The following is a 15,825-nucleotide window of genomic DNA, read 5'->3' on the forward strand; positions in this document are numbered from 1 at the left end:
GTCGGTCGCGATCAGCGCACGTCTTCGGTGGGCTGCCGGGCATAGGTTCACTGCTGCACGTCCTTGATCAATCCCATACACGAATATGCCAGGTCGGCGACGACTTCGACCGGGACACCCCGGGCGGCGGCCAGCATCCGGATGTGCGCGTGCTCCGGCGCGTCCGCCTCGCGCACCAGCACCCGCCACGGCACCCGCCGCAGCAGCACCCGGGTGGTCTCGCCGACACCGGGCTTCACGAAGTTCACGCTGGTGATGCCGTATCGCTCCCGCACCTGCTCCACCGACGTCCAGCCGGTCCAGGTGGGCGTCCGGTCGCTCGCGCGAATGGCGGCCACCTCGGCGGGCACCCGATCGCGGACCGCGTCGAAGGCGCCGCTCACCGCGTCCAGCAGACGCCCGGACACGTCGTCACCGGCCAATTCGCGGTAGAACTTGGCGCCGTGGAAATCGCCGGGCCCGATCAGCGTGTCGTTCAGCACGGTGCGGGAAACCAGCCCGGACACAGTCGAATTCAGGCAGGCCGACGCGATCAGGAAGTCATCGCGGGTGCCGTAGGTGCGCACGCAGTGCCCAGGGTCGGCCAGCACCGCCAATTCGCCGTCGAACCGCGAGCCACCGGCGGCGTGATAGGCGTCCAGCGCTTCGGTCAGCTCACGGGTGATCGCGCCTTTGCCGGTCCAGCCGTCCACGAAAACGACCGAGGCCGGATCGTGATGCTCGGCCAGGTAGTCCAGCGCCACCGCGTCGATGCCGCGATCGCGCACGATCGACACCGCGTAGTGGGGCACCTCCAGGCCGGGACGCCGCGAACGCAGCCAGCGGCGCATCAGAACGCCGACCGGCGTGCCCGCCCGTGCCAGCGACACCAGGACGATGTCCTCGCCGCGTTCGGCGACGACCAGCTCCGACACGGTGGCCACGGCCAGCGCGAGCCGCTCGGCGCTGGCCGCGAGCACCTCGTCGAACAGCGCCCGGTACGACGCGTCGGGCTGGTACTCGATCGGCAGCGACTCCGCGTAGTGCGCCTTGCCGGCCTGGATCCGCCGTTCCCGCTCGGCGATGTCGGCCTCCAGGTCGACTTCCGACAGGTCGGTCAGCAGCCAGGACACCTCGTCGGCCGGGTAGGAGCCGAACTCCGGTCCGCGCAGCGGCGTGGGTAGCGCGCCCACCCTGGTACTCGTCATCCCCGGCTCCCGTTCGACTCCGCGCGTTCGGCGTGCAGCCGCCGCGGGTCCGCCTCCGGCAGCACCGCGAGCAGCACGTCGGCCCCGGAAGCGGTCAGCACATCGATCAGCCCGTGCTCGGCCGTCAACTCCGCGGTGTCGGCGGGCGAGTCGACCACCACGACGAGCACCGGATCGGCGGCCGGGCCGTCGCCCTCCCCGCCGCTGTCGACACCGTCGTCGGTGATCGTCACGGCGGCATCGCGGCGCACCGGATCGCCGACCAGCGCGCCCAACCCGGCCAGGTCGGCCTCGAACAGGTCGAGTGAGGTCGCGGGCCACTGCGCGTTGTACAGATAACGCGGCGCGGCATCCCCCGGTTCGGGCGCGACGAACCGGAACCCCCGCCGCAACGGATACCCCGGCTCGTCCAGCACGTACGCGGGCGATCGCGTGGTGGTCTGGAAACGCGTGGGCGTACCCGACTCGGCGAGCAGCGCCGCCAACCGCAGGGGCAGGTACATCAACTCTTCGTGCCCGAGCACGATGGCGGCCCGGCCCGGGAAATCCGCGTCGAGCCGGGCGGTGAGCACCCGGCCCGCGTCCAGCAGCGCGGCCTCGAAGGCGCCGATATCGGAGGCGAGAACGCCGTGCCTGCCGCCCTCCGGCACAGCGGTCGGCCAGGGGAGTTCGACGCGTCCGAACGAACCGATGTGCCCGGCGGTCGGGTTGAGCCGCGGTTCGGGGAGCGCGCCGACCGCGTCCACCAGCCCGTCGGGCAGCGACGCACGGCCGGTGGCGAGACACACCGTGTCGATGCGGGCACCGAGGTCCGCTGCCGCGGCGTCGAATCCGGCCCGGTCGGCATCGGTGCGCAGATCGACCAGCGACGCGAGCACATAGTGCGCGCGGGGCGCGCAGGCGTGCAATGCCCGCACCGCGTCGATCGCCGTGGCGCCGGTGGAGATCTCGTCGTCCACCAGCACCAGCGGCAGATCGTTGACGAAGATGTCGGCCGGCGCGGGCTGCAGCAGGTGGGAGGTGGCGTGCGAGTGTCCCTCCTCGAAGCCGGCGAGCGTCGGCGCGTGCGGCACCGCGCGCCGGGTCGAATGGAGGTAACAGCTCGCACCGATCCGTGCCGCCACGCAGTGGCCGAGACCGGTTGCCGTTTCGGCGAACCCGAGCACGACGGCTGGGCGCTCGCCGAGTACCGCGCGAACCAGATCGCCCAGGTGATCGCCCGCGCCGAGCACCACCCGCGGATCGGTCGGCAGGTGCTTGCCGAGCACGGTGGAGACCAGCAGGTGCGCCCTGCGCCGATTGTTGTGGCGCACCCCCGGCTGCACCAAGGCCGTGATCGGCAACCGCGCCGTGCGCAGCCGGTCCCGGTCACGCACCGCGTCGTGATGCAGTCCTATGCCAAGAACTCTTGTCGCCCAAAATGTTTCGTTGTCACCGAGATCGGTCGCGGTCCGGCTCATACGGTGACCAACGCCGTCAGCAGATCCACGAACGACACTCCCTTGTTCGCCACACCGAACACCCGCGCGCGCAACAGGGTCTGTCGCGCCCAGTTGCGATGCGGTCGCATCTCGTTCATCTTGTTCCGGTAACCGGAGGCCGCCACGCCGCCGACGTCCTCGCGCAGGATGTCCAGCGCGTCCGAGTACTCCTCGTGCGTCACCACCGACAGCGCGTGCACGGCCGCCACGTGCGACGGGTGGATCACGGTCTTGCCCTGGATGCCGTTGGCCCGGTCCAGCGTGATCTCCCGCAACAAGCCGTCCAGGTCCCGGCTGACCAGGTACTGGCGGAACGGCACCGCGTCGGATTCCTCGAACGGCGCGGTCCGCAGCAATGGCCGGAACATCCGTTCGTGATCGGCGAAGTACTCCCACACCGGCCCGGTGATGATGAAACCGGTTCCGTCGGCGCGCCCCAGATAGTTCACGATGTCGGCGATGACGTCGGCGACCACGCGCACGTCATAGATCGTCAGGTCGCGGTCGCGCCGGATACCGAAGGTCGAGCACATGTCGGTCGCACCCACCCGCACCGCCAGTACCCGGTCCCGGTGCGCGGCCAGCAGCGCCGCGATCTGGGTGAGCTCGTAATCGCGGGTCTCCCGGTGCACCAGTCCCGCCGACTCCAGCACCGGCATCCCGTACAGCGGCCGGTCCACCCGCTGGGCCGCCACGTTCAGCGCGTCGAGGTACGCCGGCCCGCTCACGCTGTCGAACTTCGGGAACACGAACCCGGTCAGCGCCTTGGCGCCCGGTCCGAGTTGCTCGATGAGCTCGGTGATCGTGTCCGCGTCGCGCACCCGCACGAACAACAGGGGATTCGCGTCGTGGCTGCTCGCCAGCAAGTCCAGCGTCGCGACGGTCTGCCGCTTGGCGTATTCCACCTCGTGATCGGCCACGGCGTCCTCGAGGTCGATCACCATCGAACACACACCTTGCCCGGCGCGCCTGCTGATCGTCAACGCGAGATCGGGCCTGGTCGCGGGCGCGTACAGCGTCGCGCCCAGACCGATCGCGAGCAGCTCGCGGCCGGCGTCGTCGTCGCCGAACGGTTCGGGCTGCCGGTGGAAAAGACGCCTCGCCTCCGGGCCGTGCAACTGCCGGAAGTGGCGCAGCGGCATTCGCTTCCGCAGGGAAACCTCCTGCTGGACGGCGATGCCTGCGGTCATCGTTGTCCCATCCTCATTCTCGTCGTGGTCCTACTTGTTTTCTCATTCGATCCACTACCCCGGCTATGAATTCGGTGACGGCATCCAGTTCCGTCATATAGGCCCAGTAGTCGGGGTGGCGCCCCGACAGTGCTCCGCTGATGCGGTCGATCCGCGCCGCTTGTGCGTCGAGCACCGAGCCCCATTCGGCGACCAGCCCGCGGCTCACCGCGAGCATCTGCGCGTCCCGCAGCCGAAATCGTACGGCCTTGGCCTGTTCTTGCGGGTCGGACCGAATCGCACGCAGCAGGGTGAGCCGCTTGGTGACGGCGTCGACGCGCTGCTCGGCATCGGTGAGGAATCCGCGCGCGGATGTGGTCAGATCAAGTGCAAACTCCGGATTGTTCTCTACCGCCGCCGCACGCGCCCTGCCCAGGGCCGCGTCCGCGGCCTCGATGGCTCGCTGGCTTTCCCGCACATTGTCGGCCAGATCGGCCGAACTCGCAGCATTGAACTCGCGCAGCAGCGCCGAGAATGCCTGCGGAACGCCATCGGCCCTGGTCCGGACGGCGGCAAGGCGGGTTGTCACCGACGATATCGCGGTGCGCGCCGCCGCGGCCCGAGATGGCGCTTGCGCCAATGCATCCGCAAGCTCCTTGGTGGCCGCCTGCAGGCGGTTCGCGGCTTCCCGCACGGCGCCCGAGGCCGTGGCCGTGGCCGAACCCGCAGCCTCCAGTGTGAGCAGCGCCTCATCGACCGCGGCGGCGTGCCCGCGCACCGAGGGATAGTCCGCGAACTCCGATTCGGCGGCCCGGCCGCGCACACCGGCCGCGGCGGCCTTCACCTGCTGAACCAACTGCGGGACCGCCCCGAGTACCGCCACCGCCTCGTCGAGCTTGCCCTGGTCACCGCGATAGAACTCGTCGACCGCGCGCGCCGCGTCGGTCAGTTGCCCTACCGCGGCGTCGACCCGTTGCCGCCCCTGCGGCACCGGCGGGCCGCCCTGCTGCGCGGCCTCGAGCTCCGCGCTCAGCGTGAGATAGACCTCCGCCGCGCCATAGCATCTGTGCCGCACCGGTTCCCACCGCGCGCCCGTATGTCGTTCGGGGAAGATCTGATCGGCGGCGTGCACCGCCGCCTCGGCCGCGCTCTGGCGACGATCCATATCGAGGAACGCCGTCGCCAGCGTCGCGCGGGCATGCTCGATCCACTCGTCGTTTCCCGACGAACGGAACCATCCACGCATCCGGCCTGCCACGCCCCGATGGTAGGAGATCTTCCTGTTCGCCGGGGGGTGCGCGGGTTCCTACGCAACTTCGCGGAAACCTACTACTGTCGATGGCGTCCCCGGCGATTCGGACATGCTGGGAACCAATGACGGACTATTGAAAGGGAATCCCGCATGGGTGTCAGTTTGTCCAAGGGCGGCAATGTCTCGCTGACCAAGGCGGCGCCTAACCTCACCGCTGTTTCGGTCGGCCTGGGGTGGGATGTGCGGACCACCACCGGCACCGACTTCGACCTCGACGCCAGCGCCATCGCGACCGGCGCGGACAAGAAGGTCCTGTCCGACCAGCACTTCGTCTTCTTCAACAACCTGCGTTCCCCCGAGGGCTCGATCGAGCACGCGGGCGACAACCGGACCGGCGAGGGCGAGGGCGACGACGAGGTCATCAACGTCGACCTGGCGAACACCCCGCCCACGATCGAGAGCATCTTCTTCCCGGTCTCGATCTACGACGCCGACTCCCGTTCGCAGTCCTTCGGCCAGGTCCGCAACGCCTACATCCGCGTCGTGGACCGCAGCAACGGCGAGGAGTTGGCGCGCTACGACCTCACCGAGGACGCCTCCACCGAAACCGCGATGGTCTTCGGCGAGTTGTACCGCAACGGCGCGGAGTGGAAGTTCCGCGCGATCGGTCAGGGCTACGCCTCCGGCCTGGCGGGCATCGCCCGTGACTACGGCGTGAACGTCTAAGGAACGCTCCGCTGTTCACAGGGGGCCCGGCGACGGGCCCCCTCGTCGTGCGACCAGGCATGCCGACGCCCCGGGAGGGGCGTTGGACAACCAGCGATCCAGCGGCCACGCTGGTAGCAACCGTCGCCGCCTCGTTTTCACTCATGAAAGGTCCCAGCGTGGTCCTGCGCATTTTCGGCATGTCCCTCGTCGTCACGGTGGTCTCGCTCGTCGTTGCGGTCGTGTACGGCGGACCGACCGCCCTCGCGCTCGCCGCGATCCTCGGCATCCTCGAGGTGTCGCTCTCGTTCGACAACGCCGTGATCAACGCCACCGTCCTGGAACGGATGAGCGCGTTCTGGCAGCGGATCTTCCTCACCATCGGTGTGCTGATCGCCGTGTTCGGCATGCGGCTGGTCTTCCCGCTGGCGATCGTGTGGATCACCGCCGGGCTGGACCCGGTGCGGGCCTTCGACCTGGCTCTCAACCCGCCCCCGGACGGCGCACTGACCTTCCCGGACGGCAGCCCCAGCTACGAGAAACTGCTCACCGACGCGCATCCGCAGATCGCGGCGTTCGGCGGCATGTTCCTGGCCCTGCTGTTCCTCAACTTCATCTTCGAGGAGCGCGAGATCACCTGGCTGAGCTGGCTGGAGCGGCCGCTGGCCAAGGCGGGCAAGCTGGACATGCTCTCCGTGGTGGTCGCGGGCGCCGGACTGATCCTCACCGCGGAGTTCGTCGCCGACGAGGCGCACCGCTCGACCGTGCTGGTGGCGGGCCTGCTCGGCTTGATCACCTACATCGCGGTGGACGGGCTCGGCTCCATGTTCCACACCGAGGAGGCGAGCGAAGGGCCGTCGGAGCTGGTCAAGGCCACCGGTAAGGCGGGCTTCTTCCTGTTCCTCTACCTGGAGGTGCTCGACGCGTCGTTCTCCTTCGACGGCGTGATCGGCGCGTTCGCCATCACCTCCGACCCGATCATCATCGCGCTCGGCCTCGGCCTGATCGGCGCCATGTTCGTCCGGTCGATCACGGTGTACCTGGTCCGCAAGGGCACACTGTCGGAGTACGTCTACCTGGAGCACGGCGCGCACTGGGCGATCGGCGCGCTCGCGGCGATCCTGCTGGTCTCGATCGGCGTGCACATCAACGAGATCGTCACCGGCCTGGTCGGCGTCGCGTTCATCGGCGCGGCGTTCGTCACCAGCATCGTCCGCAACGGCCGAGCGGACGAGGAGGAACTGGACAGCGAACGGGAACCGACGCCGGTAGGCTGATTCCCGGCAAGCAGCCGAAGACCCGTTGCGGCAGCGGCCCCGTCCCGAAGGACGGCCGCTGCCGCTCTCGTTTCCACAGAGGGGGGATCGCGCCATGGCGATCAACGACAACCCCGGCGGCGTCAACCTGTCCAAGGTGACCCTGTCGAAGGCGACACCGAGCATCAACCTGACCAAGCCGGGTGAGCAGCAGGGCACCGTGCGGGTCAATCTGAACTGGTCGAGCGGACCCAGAGGATTCTTCCGCCGCGCCAAGCCCATCGATCTGGACCTCGGCTGTCTCTACGAACTGTCCAACGGCGCCAAGGGCGTCGTGCAGGCGCTCGGCAACAACTTCGGCACGCTGGAGGCCGAGCCCTACATCCGGCTCGACGGCGACGATCGCAGCGGTTCGGCCACGTCGGGCGAGAACCTGCACATCGACCTCGCCCGGCCCGAGTTGTTCCGGCGCATCCTGATCTTCGCCTTCATCTATGAGGGTGTCCCGAACTGGGCCGCCGCCGACGGCGTGGTGACGCTCTACCCCACGACCGGTCCGCAGATCGAGGTCCGCCTCGATTCCCCGGTGGACGGCGCCCGCTCCTGCGCCGTCGCCCTGCTGCAGAACCAGGGAGCCGGGATCACGGTGCACCGGGAAGTGCACTACATCAACGGCGCCCAGCGCGAACTCGACCAGGCATACCAGTGGGGCATGCAGTGGCAGGCCGGGCGCAAGTAGGTCAACGCGGCACGGGCGCAGGCGGGCGCCCGACGACCGCGCCGAAAGCGCTGCCTTCCAGGCCCCGGCCGAGTGGGCCCTGAACCGCCGGGACCAGCTTGCGGGGATCGGATTGCGATTCTCGGGGCGGCATCGAGCGACCACCGCGCGGCACCGCCCACAGGAATACGAAGAAGAACACGATCAGCAGGCTCGCGCGCCCCCACACACCGAACTGGACGATGCGCTCCATCAGCTCGACCGAGGTGCCCGTACCCATCGAGTAGAAGTAGCGGAACACCCCGATCCCGATGGCCGCGTCGGCGAGGAGATAGCTGCCGATCAACCACCAGGGGATCTCGAGCAGGACCAGGAACGGCACCAGCCACAGGGTGTACTGCGGGGAATGCACCTTGTGGAACAACAGGAATCCACACAGCATCGCACCGCTCACACCGACCCACGGGAACACGCCGGTCGTCGCGTAGCGCCGCCGGCCGAGCCACATGGCCAGCGCGAACGTCGCGAGCACCAGCGCGGGAGAGGCGACCGAGACCACTTGCTGGAACGCCGCCTCGCTGCGCGCGTCGGCACCGAACATCGGCCGAAGCCCCCAATACCAGATCGAATTCGTGGTGATATCGGCCTGACGCAACTGCTGGAACGTGATGGACGCGCGCCAGCCCTCGTAGCCCACCAGCGCGAACGGCAGATTCACCACCACGACGGTGCCGATCGCCGCTGCCGCGGTGAGCAGAGCGCCGCGGACATCGAGGCCGCGATCGCCGTCTTCCGGGTCGCGCTCGGTACCGTTGGTCAGCACATACACCGACAAGGGCAACACGAAGATCCCCGGGTAGAGCTTGAGGCAGAACCCGAGCCCGAGCAGCACCGCCGCCACGATGCCCCTGGTACGCACGGAGTAGCGGGTGAGCGCCGTCATCACGTAGCCGGCCGCCACCGCTGTGCACACCACCGGAAGCTCCCAGTTGTGGAAGGCGTAGAGCACCAGCGGCGGTCCGGCCGCCCACAGCAAGGCCGCGCGCCCGGCCAAGCGAGCCAGCATCCACGCGGTCAGCAGCGCGAAGGGCGCCAGCAGCAGCGCCGAGTGACGCAGGAAATCGGCGTCGTTGTGCGCGCCGAGCGCTCCGAGCCACATCAGCACGCCGCTGAGCACCGGATATTCCACCGCGCCGCCGACCAGCGCCCCGTCGTCGGTGATGCCGCCGGTCACATAGGGAAAGGCGTGCTCGTTGATGTCCCGGCCGAGCCAGAGGAATTGGATGTCCGAGTAGCAGACGTCCGAATCCTTGATCACATCGAAAACCGCGCTGCGCCCGTCCCGGTCGAACGGCGCACCCGCGCAGCGGGCCTTGTTCGCGTACGCCAGCGCGAGGACGAGACCGCAGAGCAACACCACCACCACGGCGAACGCCGCGCGGCGTCGCGCGCCACCCGCGGGCAGGTCGCTGGCGGCGAGTCCGGTCGGCATGGATCCACCCTAAGCGGACGGTCCGGGCCGCGCCGCCGGTCCCCTCGCCGGCGTCGCGTACGCGAGCGCGCCCGGGCGGCTCGCCGGGGCGATTTCAGTGCTCAGGCGCCGCTCATGTAGCCTGTTCGGGTTGCTGACGCAACGACCCTCCTGCCACGGACCGTCCGTGGCCGTTTCCTAGTCCACAGGAGGTGATTGGTCCGTGCGTCATTACGAAGTGATGGTCATCCTCGATCCGAGCCTGGACGAGCGCACTGTTGGTCCGTCGCTGGACAACCTGCTCAGTGTCGTTCGCACCGAGGGCGGCAAGATCGACAAGGTCGACATCTGGGGCCGCCGCCGGCTCGCCTACGAGATCGCCAAGCACGCCGAGGGCATCTACGCCGTGGTCGATCTGACCGCCGAGCCCGCCACCGTGAGCGAGCTCGACCGTCAGCTCGGTCTGAACGAGACGGTGCTGCGCACCAAGGTTCTGCGCCACGACAAGTAGTCCGGCAACCCCTCGTTTCGCGTCGGAGCCTGTGCCTAGGCTTTAGCGCAAAAGCGAGACGCGGACTGCACACCGAGCAGGAGGAACCACATGGCAGGCGACACGGTCATCACCGTCATCGGAAATCTGACGGCCGACCCGGAGCTTCGATTCACACCGGCGGGACAGGCGGTGGCGAATTTCACCGTCGCGTCGACTCCCCGTGTGTTCGACCGTAATTCGAACGAATGGAAAGACGGCGAAGCGCTGTTCCTGCGCTGCAATATCTGGCGCGAGGCCGCGGAGAATGTCGCCGAAAGCCTGACCAGGGGTTCCCGTGTCATCGTGAGCGGACGGCTCAAGCAGCGCTCCTACGAAACCCGCGAGGGTGAGAAGCGCACGGTCGTCGAGCTCGAGGTCGACGAGGTCGGTCCCTCGCTGCGCTACGCCACCGCGAAGGTCAACAAGACCAGCCGCGGCAGCGGTGGCGGCGGCTTCGGGTCCGGCTCCGGCGGCGGTGGCGGCTACGCCTCCTCGGGTGGTAGCGGTGGGCGTTCCGGCGGTGCCGAGGACGACCCTTGGGGCAGTGCGCCCGCGGCCGGCTCCTTCGGGGGCGGCGGCCGCATGGATGACGAACCGCCGTTCTGAGAACGGCCACAACGGCCCGCGCTGATCCGGGCCATCACTGATTACGGAGTACAAGACCATGCCTAAAGCGCCCGCGCGCGAGAAGGTGCTCAAGAAGAAGGCTTGCTCGTTCTGCAAGGAGAGCAAGACCGGAACCGTCAACATCGACTACAAGGACACGGCGTTGCTGCGCAAGTACGTCAGCGACCGCGGCAAGATCCGCGCCCGCCGCGTCACCGGCAACTGCGTGCAGCACCAGCGCGATATCGCGGTTGCGGTCAAGAACTCGCGTGAGGTCGCCCTGCTGCCTTACGTGTCGACGGCTCGCTGAGAAAGGGAGGCACGCCAATGAAGTTGATTCTTACCGCTGATGTGGACAACCTCGGTGCCCCCGGCGACACCGTTGAGGTCAAGGACGGCTACGGCCGCAATTACCTGCTGCCGCGCGGCCTGGCGATCGTGGCCAGCCGCGGCGCGCAGAAGCAGGTCGAGGGCATTCGCCGGGCGCAGGAATCCCGCCGGGTCCGCGACCTGGACCACGCCAACGAGCTGAAGCAGGCCATCGAGGGCCTGGAGTCGGTCTCGCTGGCGGTGAAGACCGCGGGCACCGGCAAGCTGTTCGGCTCGGTGACCCAGTCGGACGTCGCGGCGGCCGTCAAGGCGGCGGGTGGCCCCGTCGTCGACAAGCGCAGCATCGAGCTGCCGAAGGCGCACATCAAGACGACCGGCAAGCACGCCATCGTGGTGCACCTGCACCCGGACGTGGCGGCGAAGTTCGACCTCACGGTCACCGCCGCCTGATTTCAGGCACTGCGTCGAGGACCACTCCCGTCTGCGCACGGGAGTGGTCCTCGGTTGTGCCCTGCTGCCGCGAGCCGCTTGTAACTAATTATTTGCTGAATGATGTCGAGCATCATTCGGCACAATCTGGGCGCCACAGCACACGCCGACGACGCCTTGTTTACCCAGCCTGTGGATTACCAGCCGAGCCGACCGTCCGTCGTGTGACTCAGGTCATACGTAGCTCATGCGCCGTTAACCCAACACGCCCGGCTGTTCAACTTGGCCGACACGCCGGTACTTCATTAATCCACACCTGGAAGAACGCGGAAGCCCATATCTATCTGCGTATTTGACCTTGTGGACCTGGGTTTTCCCCAAGTTGTACACAGGGGGTGCACACGGTTGGGTGAACTTTCCCCAAGTTATCCACAGTTGTGTGCACAGCGCGGTTTGGTGCACACCCAGCGGGTCGCCTAGGTTCGTCGCATCGCTGCGCGCGGACCGCTCCCGACCACGCGCACGGACCGGTGCCGCGGCGGTAGCTGGAGCCCTGGTCAACGGCTTTTACGAATGTGTCGGTGCCCGGGAGTACAACGAGTCGACGGGGTGCATCCCGGTCGTGGGCTAGAGAGGACGGTCGAGTCTGGTGACAACCACCGATGACCGCGGGCGCACGGACTTCCCGCCCGAACCTCCCGGCGAGGACTTCGGCCGCCAGCCTCCGCACGACATGGCGGCCGAGCAGTCGGTGCTCGGCGGCATGCTGTTGAGCAAGGACGCCATCGCCGACGTCGTCGAGGTCCTTCGGCCCGGTGATTTCTACCGCCCCGCCCATCAGGCCGTCTACGACACCATCCTCGACCTCTACGGGCGCGGCGAACCCGCCGACCCGGTGACCGTCGCCGCGGGCCTGGACCGCCGCGGCGAGCTCAAGCGCATCGGCGGCGCCCCCTATCTGGTCACGCTCACCCAGACCGTACCGACCGCGGCAAACGCGGGCTATTACGCCGAAATCGTTGCCGAGAAGGCCATTCTGCGCCGGCTGGTCGAAGCCGGCACCCGTATCGTCCAATATGGCTACGCGGGCGCCGACGGCCAGGACGTCGCCGAGGTCGTCGACCGCGCCCAAGCCGAGGTCTACGAGGTCACCGAACGCCGCACCAGCGAAGACTTCCTTCCCCTCGAAGAGTTGCTCCAGCCGACGATGGACGAAATCGACTCCATCGCCAGCCGCGGCGGCATCTCCCTCGGCGTCCCCACCGGCTTCACCGAACTCGACGAAATCACCAATGGTCTGCACCCGGGTCAGATGATCATCGTCGCCGCCAGGCCTGGCGTGGGTAAGGCGCTGGCCCTGGACACTCCTCTGCCGACACCCACCGGATGGACCACCATGGGTGAGGTCCAGGTCGGCGACGAATTGCTGGACGCGCAAGGTCGTCCCACCCGCGTCGTAGCGGCGACCGAAGTTCTGCTCGGACGTCCCTGCTATGAAGTGGAGTTCTCCGACGGCTCCGTGCTCGTCGCGGATGAACAACATCAATGGCTCACGGAGACGAGGGCGTCTCGCCGGTCGAAGCGGGCGGCTGCCGAGGTGCGCACGACCGCCGAGATCGCGAGAACGCTGCGGTGCGACACCGCAGATCGCAGACTCAACCACTCGGTCGTCAACACCGATCCGCTACAGCTGCCTGAGCGCGCCTTGACGGTGCCGCCCTACACGCTGGGTGCCTGGCTGGGCGACGGGACTTCCGCCGCCGCGCAGCTCACCTGCGCCGATCCGGAGATCATCGCGCGCATCGAAGCGGAGGGGATCGTTGCCGTGCCGTCGCGTTCGGCGAGACTGCGCTATCAGCTCAGATTGCCTGCCGACGAGCCGATCACCGCACGCGAGTGCGTGGTGTGTGGGAAGGAATTCGTTCCTTTTACCAGTGAAGTCCGCACCTGCGGGCAATCATGCGGCGGAAAGGCACGGTTCCATTCGGCTCCGGTACCTTCGCCTCGCTGCCCGAATTGTGGCGAGCGCTCGATAGGTCTGCGCTTGTGCCAGAAATGCCGGAACACCGTCGGAAGCGTGCAGGCGCGTCTGCGAGCGCTTGGTGTTCTCGGTGACAAGCACATTCCCATCGACTACTTGCGGGCATCCGAACGGCAGCGCCGTTCGCTCCTGGCGGGTTTGCTGGATACCGACGGCACCGTGACCGGCGGCGGCTCCGTACAGTTTTGCGCCACTAACGCCCAGCTGGTCCGAGACGTACACGAACTGATCGTCAGCCTCGGTTACCGATGCCAGGTCTCGACCAAACGAGTCGCGGGCCGTTCCGAAGAATCGTCCACCGCCTACACCCTGACGTTCGCCACCGACGACGAGGTGTTCGGCCTGTACCGGAAGGCGCTACTGCAGAAGGAGCGGCGCGCGAGCCGCAGCACCGTGCGATCGAACTCGCGTTTCATCGTCGACGTGCGCCGGATCGACAGCGTGCCGGTGCGCTGCGTCGAGGTGGACAACGCCGATCACCTGTATCTGGCCGGGCGCTCGATGATCCCCACGCACAACTCGACATTGGGCATGGATTTCATGCGCAGTTGCTCGATCAAGCACGGCTTGGCGAGCGTCATCTTCTCGCTGGAGATGAGTCGCACCGAGATCGTCATGCGGTTGTTGTCGGCGGAGGCGAAGATCAAGCTCGGTGATATGCGGTCCGGCCGGATGAGCGACGACGACTGGACCAAGCTCGCCCGGCGGATGAGTGAGATCAGCGAGGCGCCATTGTTCGTGGACGATTCGCCCAACCTGACGATGATGGAGATCCGCGCAAAAGCGCGGCGGCTCAAGCAGCGCCACGATTTGAAACTCGTGGTCGTGGATTACCTCCAGCTGATGACATCCGGCAAGAAGGTGGAATCCCGTCAGCAGGAAGTCTCGGACTTCTCCCGCAATTTGAAACTGCTGGCCAAGGAACTCGAAGTGCCGGTGGTGGCGATCAGCCAGCTCAACCGCGGTCCCGAACAGCGAACCGACAAGCGCCCCATGGTGTCCGATCTCCGCGAATCGGGTTGTATGCCTGCCACCACCCGTATCCTCCGCGCCGACACCGGCGCCGAGACCACGCTCGGCGACCTGCTGTCCAGCAGCGAGCAGCCGTTGGTGTGGTCGCTCGATGAACGGATGCGGATGGTGGCACGACCGATGGTGAAGGTCTTCCCCAGCGGGCGGAAAGAGGTGTTTCGTCTGCGCCTGGCATCCGGCCGCGAAGTGGATGCCACCGGAAACCATCCGTTCTTGACCTTGGATGGCTGGATTCCACTCGACAAGCTGACGGTCGGCGACCGACTCGCCACTCCTCGCCGGGTACCGGAACCGGTGCACACGTCGCGGATGCCCGATGCCGAGGTGATCCTGCTCGCCCACATGATCGGCGACGGCTCCTGCGTGCGGCGGAAGCCGATGCGCTACGCCGGCGTCGATGAGGAGAATCTGGCGGCGGTCACCGAAGCGGCGACGCATTTCGGCGTCACCGCCGCTCGTGACGACTATGCGGCAGCGAAGGTCACCGCGCTGCGACTGCGCGCTCCCGACCGACTTGCGCGCGGCAAACGCAATCCGATTGCCGCGTGGCTGGATGAACTCGGCTTGTTCGGTCTGCGCAGCTATGAGAAGTTCGTACCCAAGCGCGTCTTCGGGCTTCCCAATGATCAGATCGCGCTGTTTCTACATCACCTCTGGGCAACGGATGGTTCCGTGCGCTGGGATGCGAAGGGGCGTCAAGCGAGGATCTACTACGCGTCCGCCAGCCGCCGTCTGATAGATGATGTAGTTCAAATGCTGCTTCGCTTGGGTGTGCACGGCCGCATCAAAAAAGTCACCAAGCCCGGCTATCGGGATTGTTGGCATCTCACCATCGACGGCGCGGAGAATCAGACGATCTTCCTGCGTGACATCGGCGTGCACGGTGCACGCGGGCAGTCCGTCCAGGCAGCCCTTGCCGAATTGGAGCCGATGGCACGCAATACCACCGTCGACACGGTCCCCCGCAAGGTCGGGTCGAGGGTTCGTGCCCTCCTTAGCGCCAAGGACATGACCCACCGCGAATTCTCGGCAGCGATGGGCTCGCGGTTCTGCGGATCGACCAGGTGGAAACACTCGCCCAGTCGATCTCGGCTGGCTCGCGTGGCAGCGGTTCTGGACGACGCGGAAATCGACATGTTCGCCACCAACGATGTGTTCTGGGACACGATCGTTGAAATCACCAGCCTCGGTGAGCAGGACGTCTACGACGGAACCGTGCCCGGGACGCACAATTTCGTCGCGCAGGGCATTTCGGTCCACAACTCCCTCGAACAAGACGCGGATATGGTCATCCTGCTGCATCGTCCCGACGCTTTCGAGCGCGACGACCCGCGCGGCGGTGAGGCCGATCTGATTCTCGGCAAGCATCGTAACGGCCCCACCGCGACGATCACCGTCGCCCACCAATTGCATTTGTCGCGGTTCGTGGATATGGCGCGCGGCTGATCCTGACCGACCGAGGCCTACGCGCATCGGGCACCTCGAGGGTGTCCTGATGTCCTCACGTCGCGGTGTCGGCGACCGTGGCCGACATCACTTTCCGGCGCTCTGACGTGCAGAGTAAGCGGCGAAACGCTTCGGGGTTCGAACCCTTCCATCCGGCATCGAGTAACGCT

General features: G+C 67.2%; 13 protein-coding genes. 8 read left to right on the forward strand and 5 right to left on the reverse strand.

Annotated elements, in window-relative coordinates; translation table 11 throughout:
* Positions 1–47: 47 nt before the first annotated feature.
* Genes ACT89H_RS25395 through ACT89H_RS25410 form a run of 4 tightly spaced genes read right to left on the reverse strand, consistent with a single transcriptional unit; the run spans position 48 to position 5,095 of the window.
* A complete protein-coding gene (locus ACT89H_RS25395; protein WP_445111165.1) occupies positions 48–1,187 on the reverse strand; it encodes a cysteine protease StiP family protein in 1,140 nt (379 codons plus the stop codon).
* Positions 1,184–2,647, reverse strand: coding sequence for a phosphoribosyltransferase domain-containing protein (locus tag ACT89H_RS25400; RefSeq protein ID WP_445111166.1), 1,464 nt, complete (start codon positions 2,645–2,647; stop codon positions 1,184–1,186). Before ACT89H_RS25400 ends, ACT89H_RS25395 begins: the two co-directional genes overlap by 4 nt.
* Positions 2,644–3,858, reverse strand: coding sequence for an HpcH/HpaI aldolase/citrate lyase family protein (locus ACT89H_RS25405; protein ID WP_445111167.1), 1,215 nt, complete (start codon positions 3,856–3,858; stop codon positions 2,644–2,646). The genes ACT89H_RS25400 and ACT89H_RS25405 overlap by 4 nt, the downstream gene beginning before the upstream one ends.
* Before the next feature lie 13 nt (positions 3,859–3,871).
* Entirely contained in the window at positions 3,872–5,095 is a 1,224-nt protein-coding gene (locus tag ACT89H_RS25410) for a hypothetical protein (protein ID WP_445111168.1), read from the reverse strand.
* 144 nt (positions 5,096–5,239) lie between these two features.
* Here ACT89H_RS25410 and ACT89H_RS25415 point away from each other — a divergent pair, with 144 nt between their 5' ends.
* The 3 genes from ACT89H_RS25415 to ACT89H_RS25425 all read left to right on the forward strand — a co-directional run bounded on the left by ACT89H_RS25415 (position 5,240) and on the right by ACT89H_RS25425 (position 7,789).
* Positions 5,240–5,815 (forward strand): TerD family protein, encoded by a 576-nt coding sequence (locus tag ACT89H_RS25415; protein ID WP_039803198.1) that lies wholly within the window; start codon positions 5,240–5,242, stop codon positions 5,813–5,815.
* Between the two features lie 158 nt (positions 5,816–5,973).
* The gene (locus ACT89H_RS25420) at positions 5,974–7,071 is read left to right on the forward strand and encodes a DUF475 domain-containing protein (protein WP_445111213.1); all 1,098 of its coding nucleotides are present in this window, start codon (positions 5,974–5,976) and stop codon (positions 7,069–7,071) included.
* Between the two features lie 94 nt (positions 7,072–7,165).
* Positions 7,166–7,789: a TerD family protein gene (locus tag ACT89H_RS25425; RefSeq protein ID WP_445111169.1), complete on the forward strand. Its 624-nt coding sequence runs from the start codon at positions 7,166–7,168 to the stop codon at positions 7,787–7,789.
* 1 nt (position 7,790) lies between these two features.
* Here the strand turns inward: ACT89H_RS25425 and ACT89H_RS25430 are convergent, their stop codons facing one another.
* Positions 7,791–9,260: a glycosyltransferase family 87 protein gene (locus ACT89H_RS25430; protein WP_445111170.1), complete on the reverse strand. Its 1,470-nt coding sequence runs from the start codon at positions 9,258–9,260 to the stop codon at positions 7,791–7,793.
* A gap of 202 nt (positions 9,261–9,462) precedes the next feature.
* Between ACT89H_RS25430 and rpsF the strand changes: the two genes are divergently transcribed.
* From rpsF to ACT89H_RS25455, 5 genes are all read left to right on the forward strand, one after another.
* Entirely contained in the window at positions 9,463–9,750 is a 288-nt protein-coding gene (gene rpsF / locus ACT89H_RS25435; RefSeq protein WP_040871220.1) for a 30S ribosomal protein S6, read from the forward strand.
* A 90-nt stretch (positions 9,751–9,840) separates the two neighbouring features.
* The gene (locus ACT89H_RS25440; protein WP_445111171.1) at positions 9,841–10,377 is read left to right on the forward strand and encodes a single-stranded DNA-binding protein; all 537 of its coding nucleotides are present in this window, start codon (positions 9,841–9,843) and stop codon (positions 10,375–10,377) included.
* Between the two features lie 58 nt (positions 10,378–10,435).
* Positions 10,436–10,687 (forward strand): 30S ribosomal protein S18, encoded by a 252-nt coding sequence (rpsR, locus tag ACT89H_RS25445; RefSeq protein ID WP_043734341.1) that lies wholly within the window; start codon positions 10,436–10,438, stop codon positions 10,685–10,687.
* Positions 10,688–10,704: 17 nt separating this feature from the next.
* Complete coding sequence (gene rplI, locus ACT89H_RS25450) at positions 10,705–11,157, forward strand: 50S ribosomal protein L9 (RefSeq protein WP_445111172.1); 453 nt, start codon at positions 10,705–10,707, stop codon at positions 11,155–11,157.
* A 628-nt stretch (positions 11,158–11,785) separates the two neighbouring features.
* The gene (locus tag ACT89H_RS25455; protein ID WP_498049541.1) at positions 11,786–15,655 is read left to right on the forward strand and encodes a replicative DNA helicase; all 3,870 of its coding nucleotides are present in this window, start codon (positions 11,786–11,788) and stop codon (positions 15,653–15,655) included.
* Positions 15,656–15,825: the final 170 nt, after the last annotated feature.

The organism is Nocardia aegles (assembly GCF_052545135.1).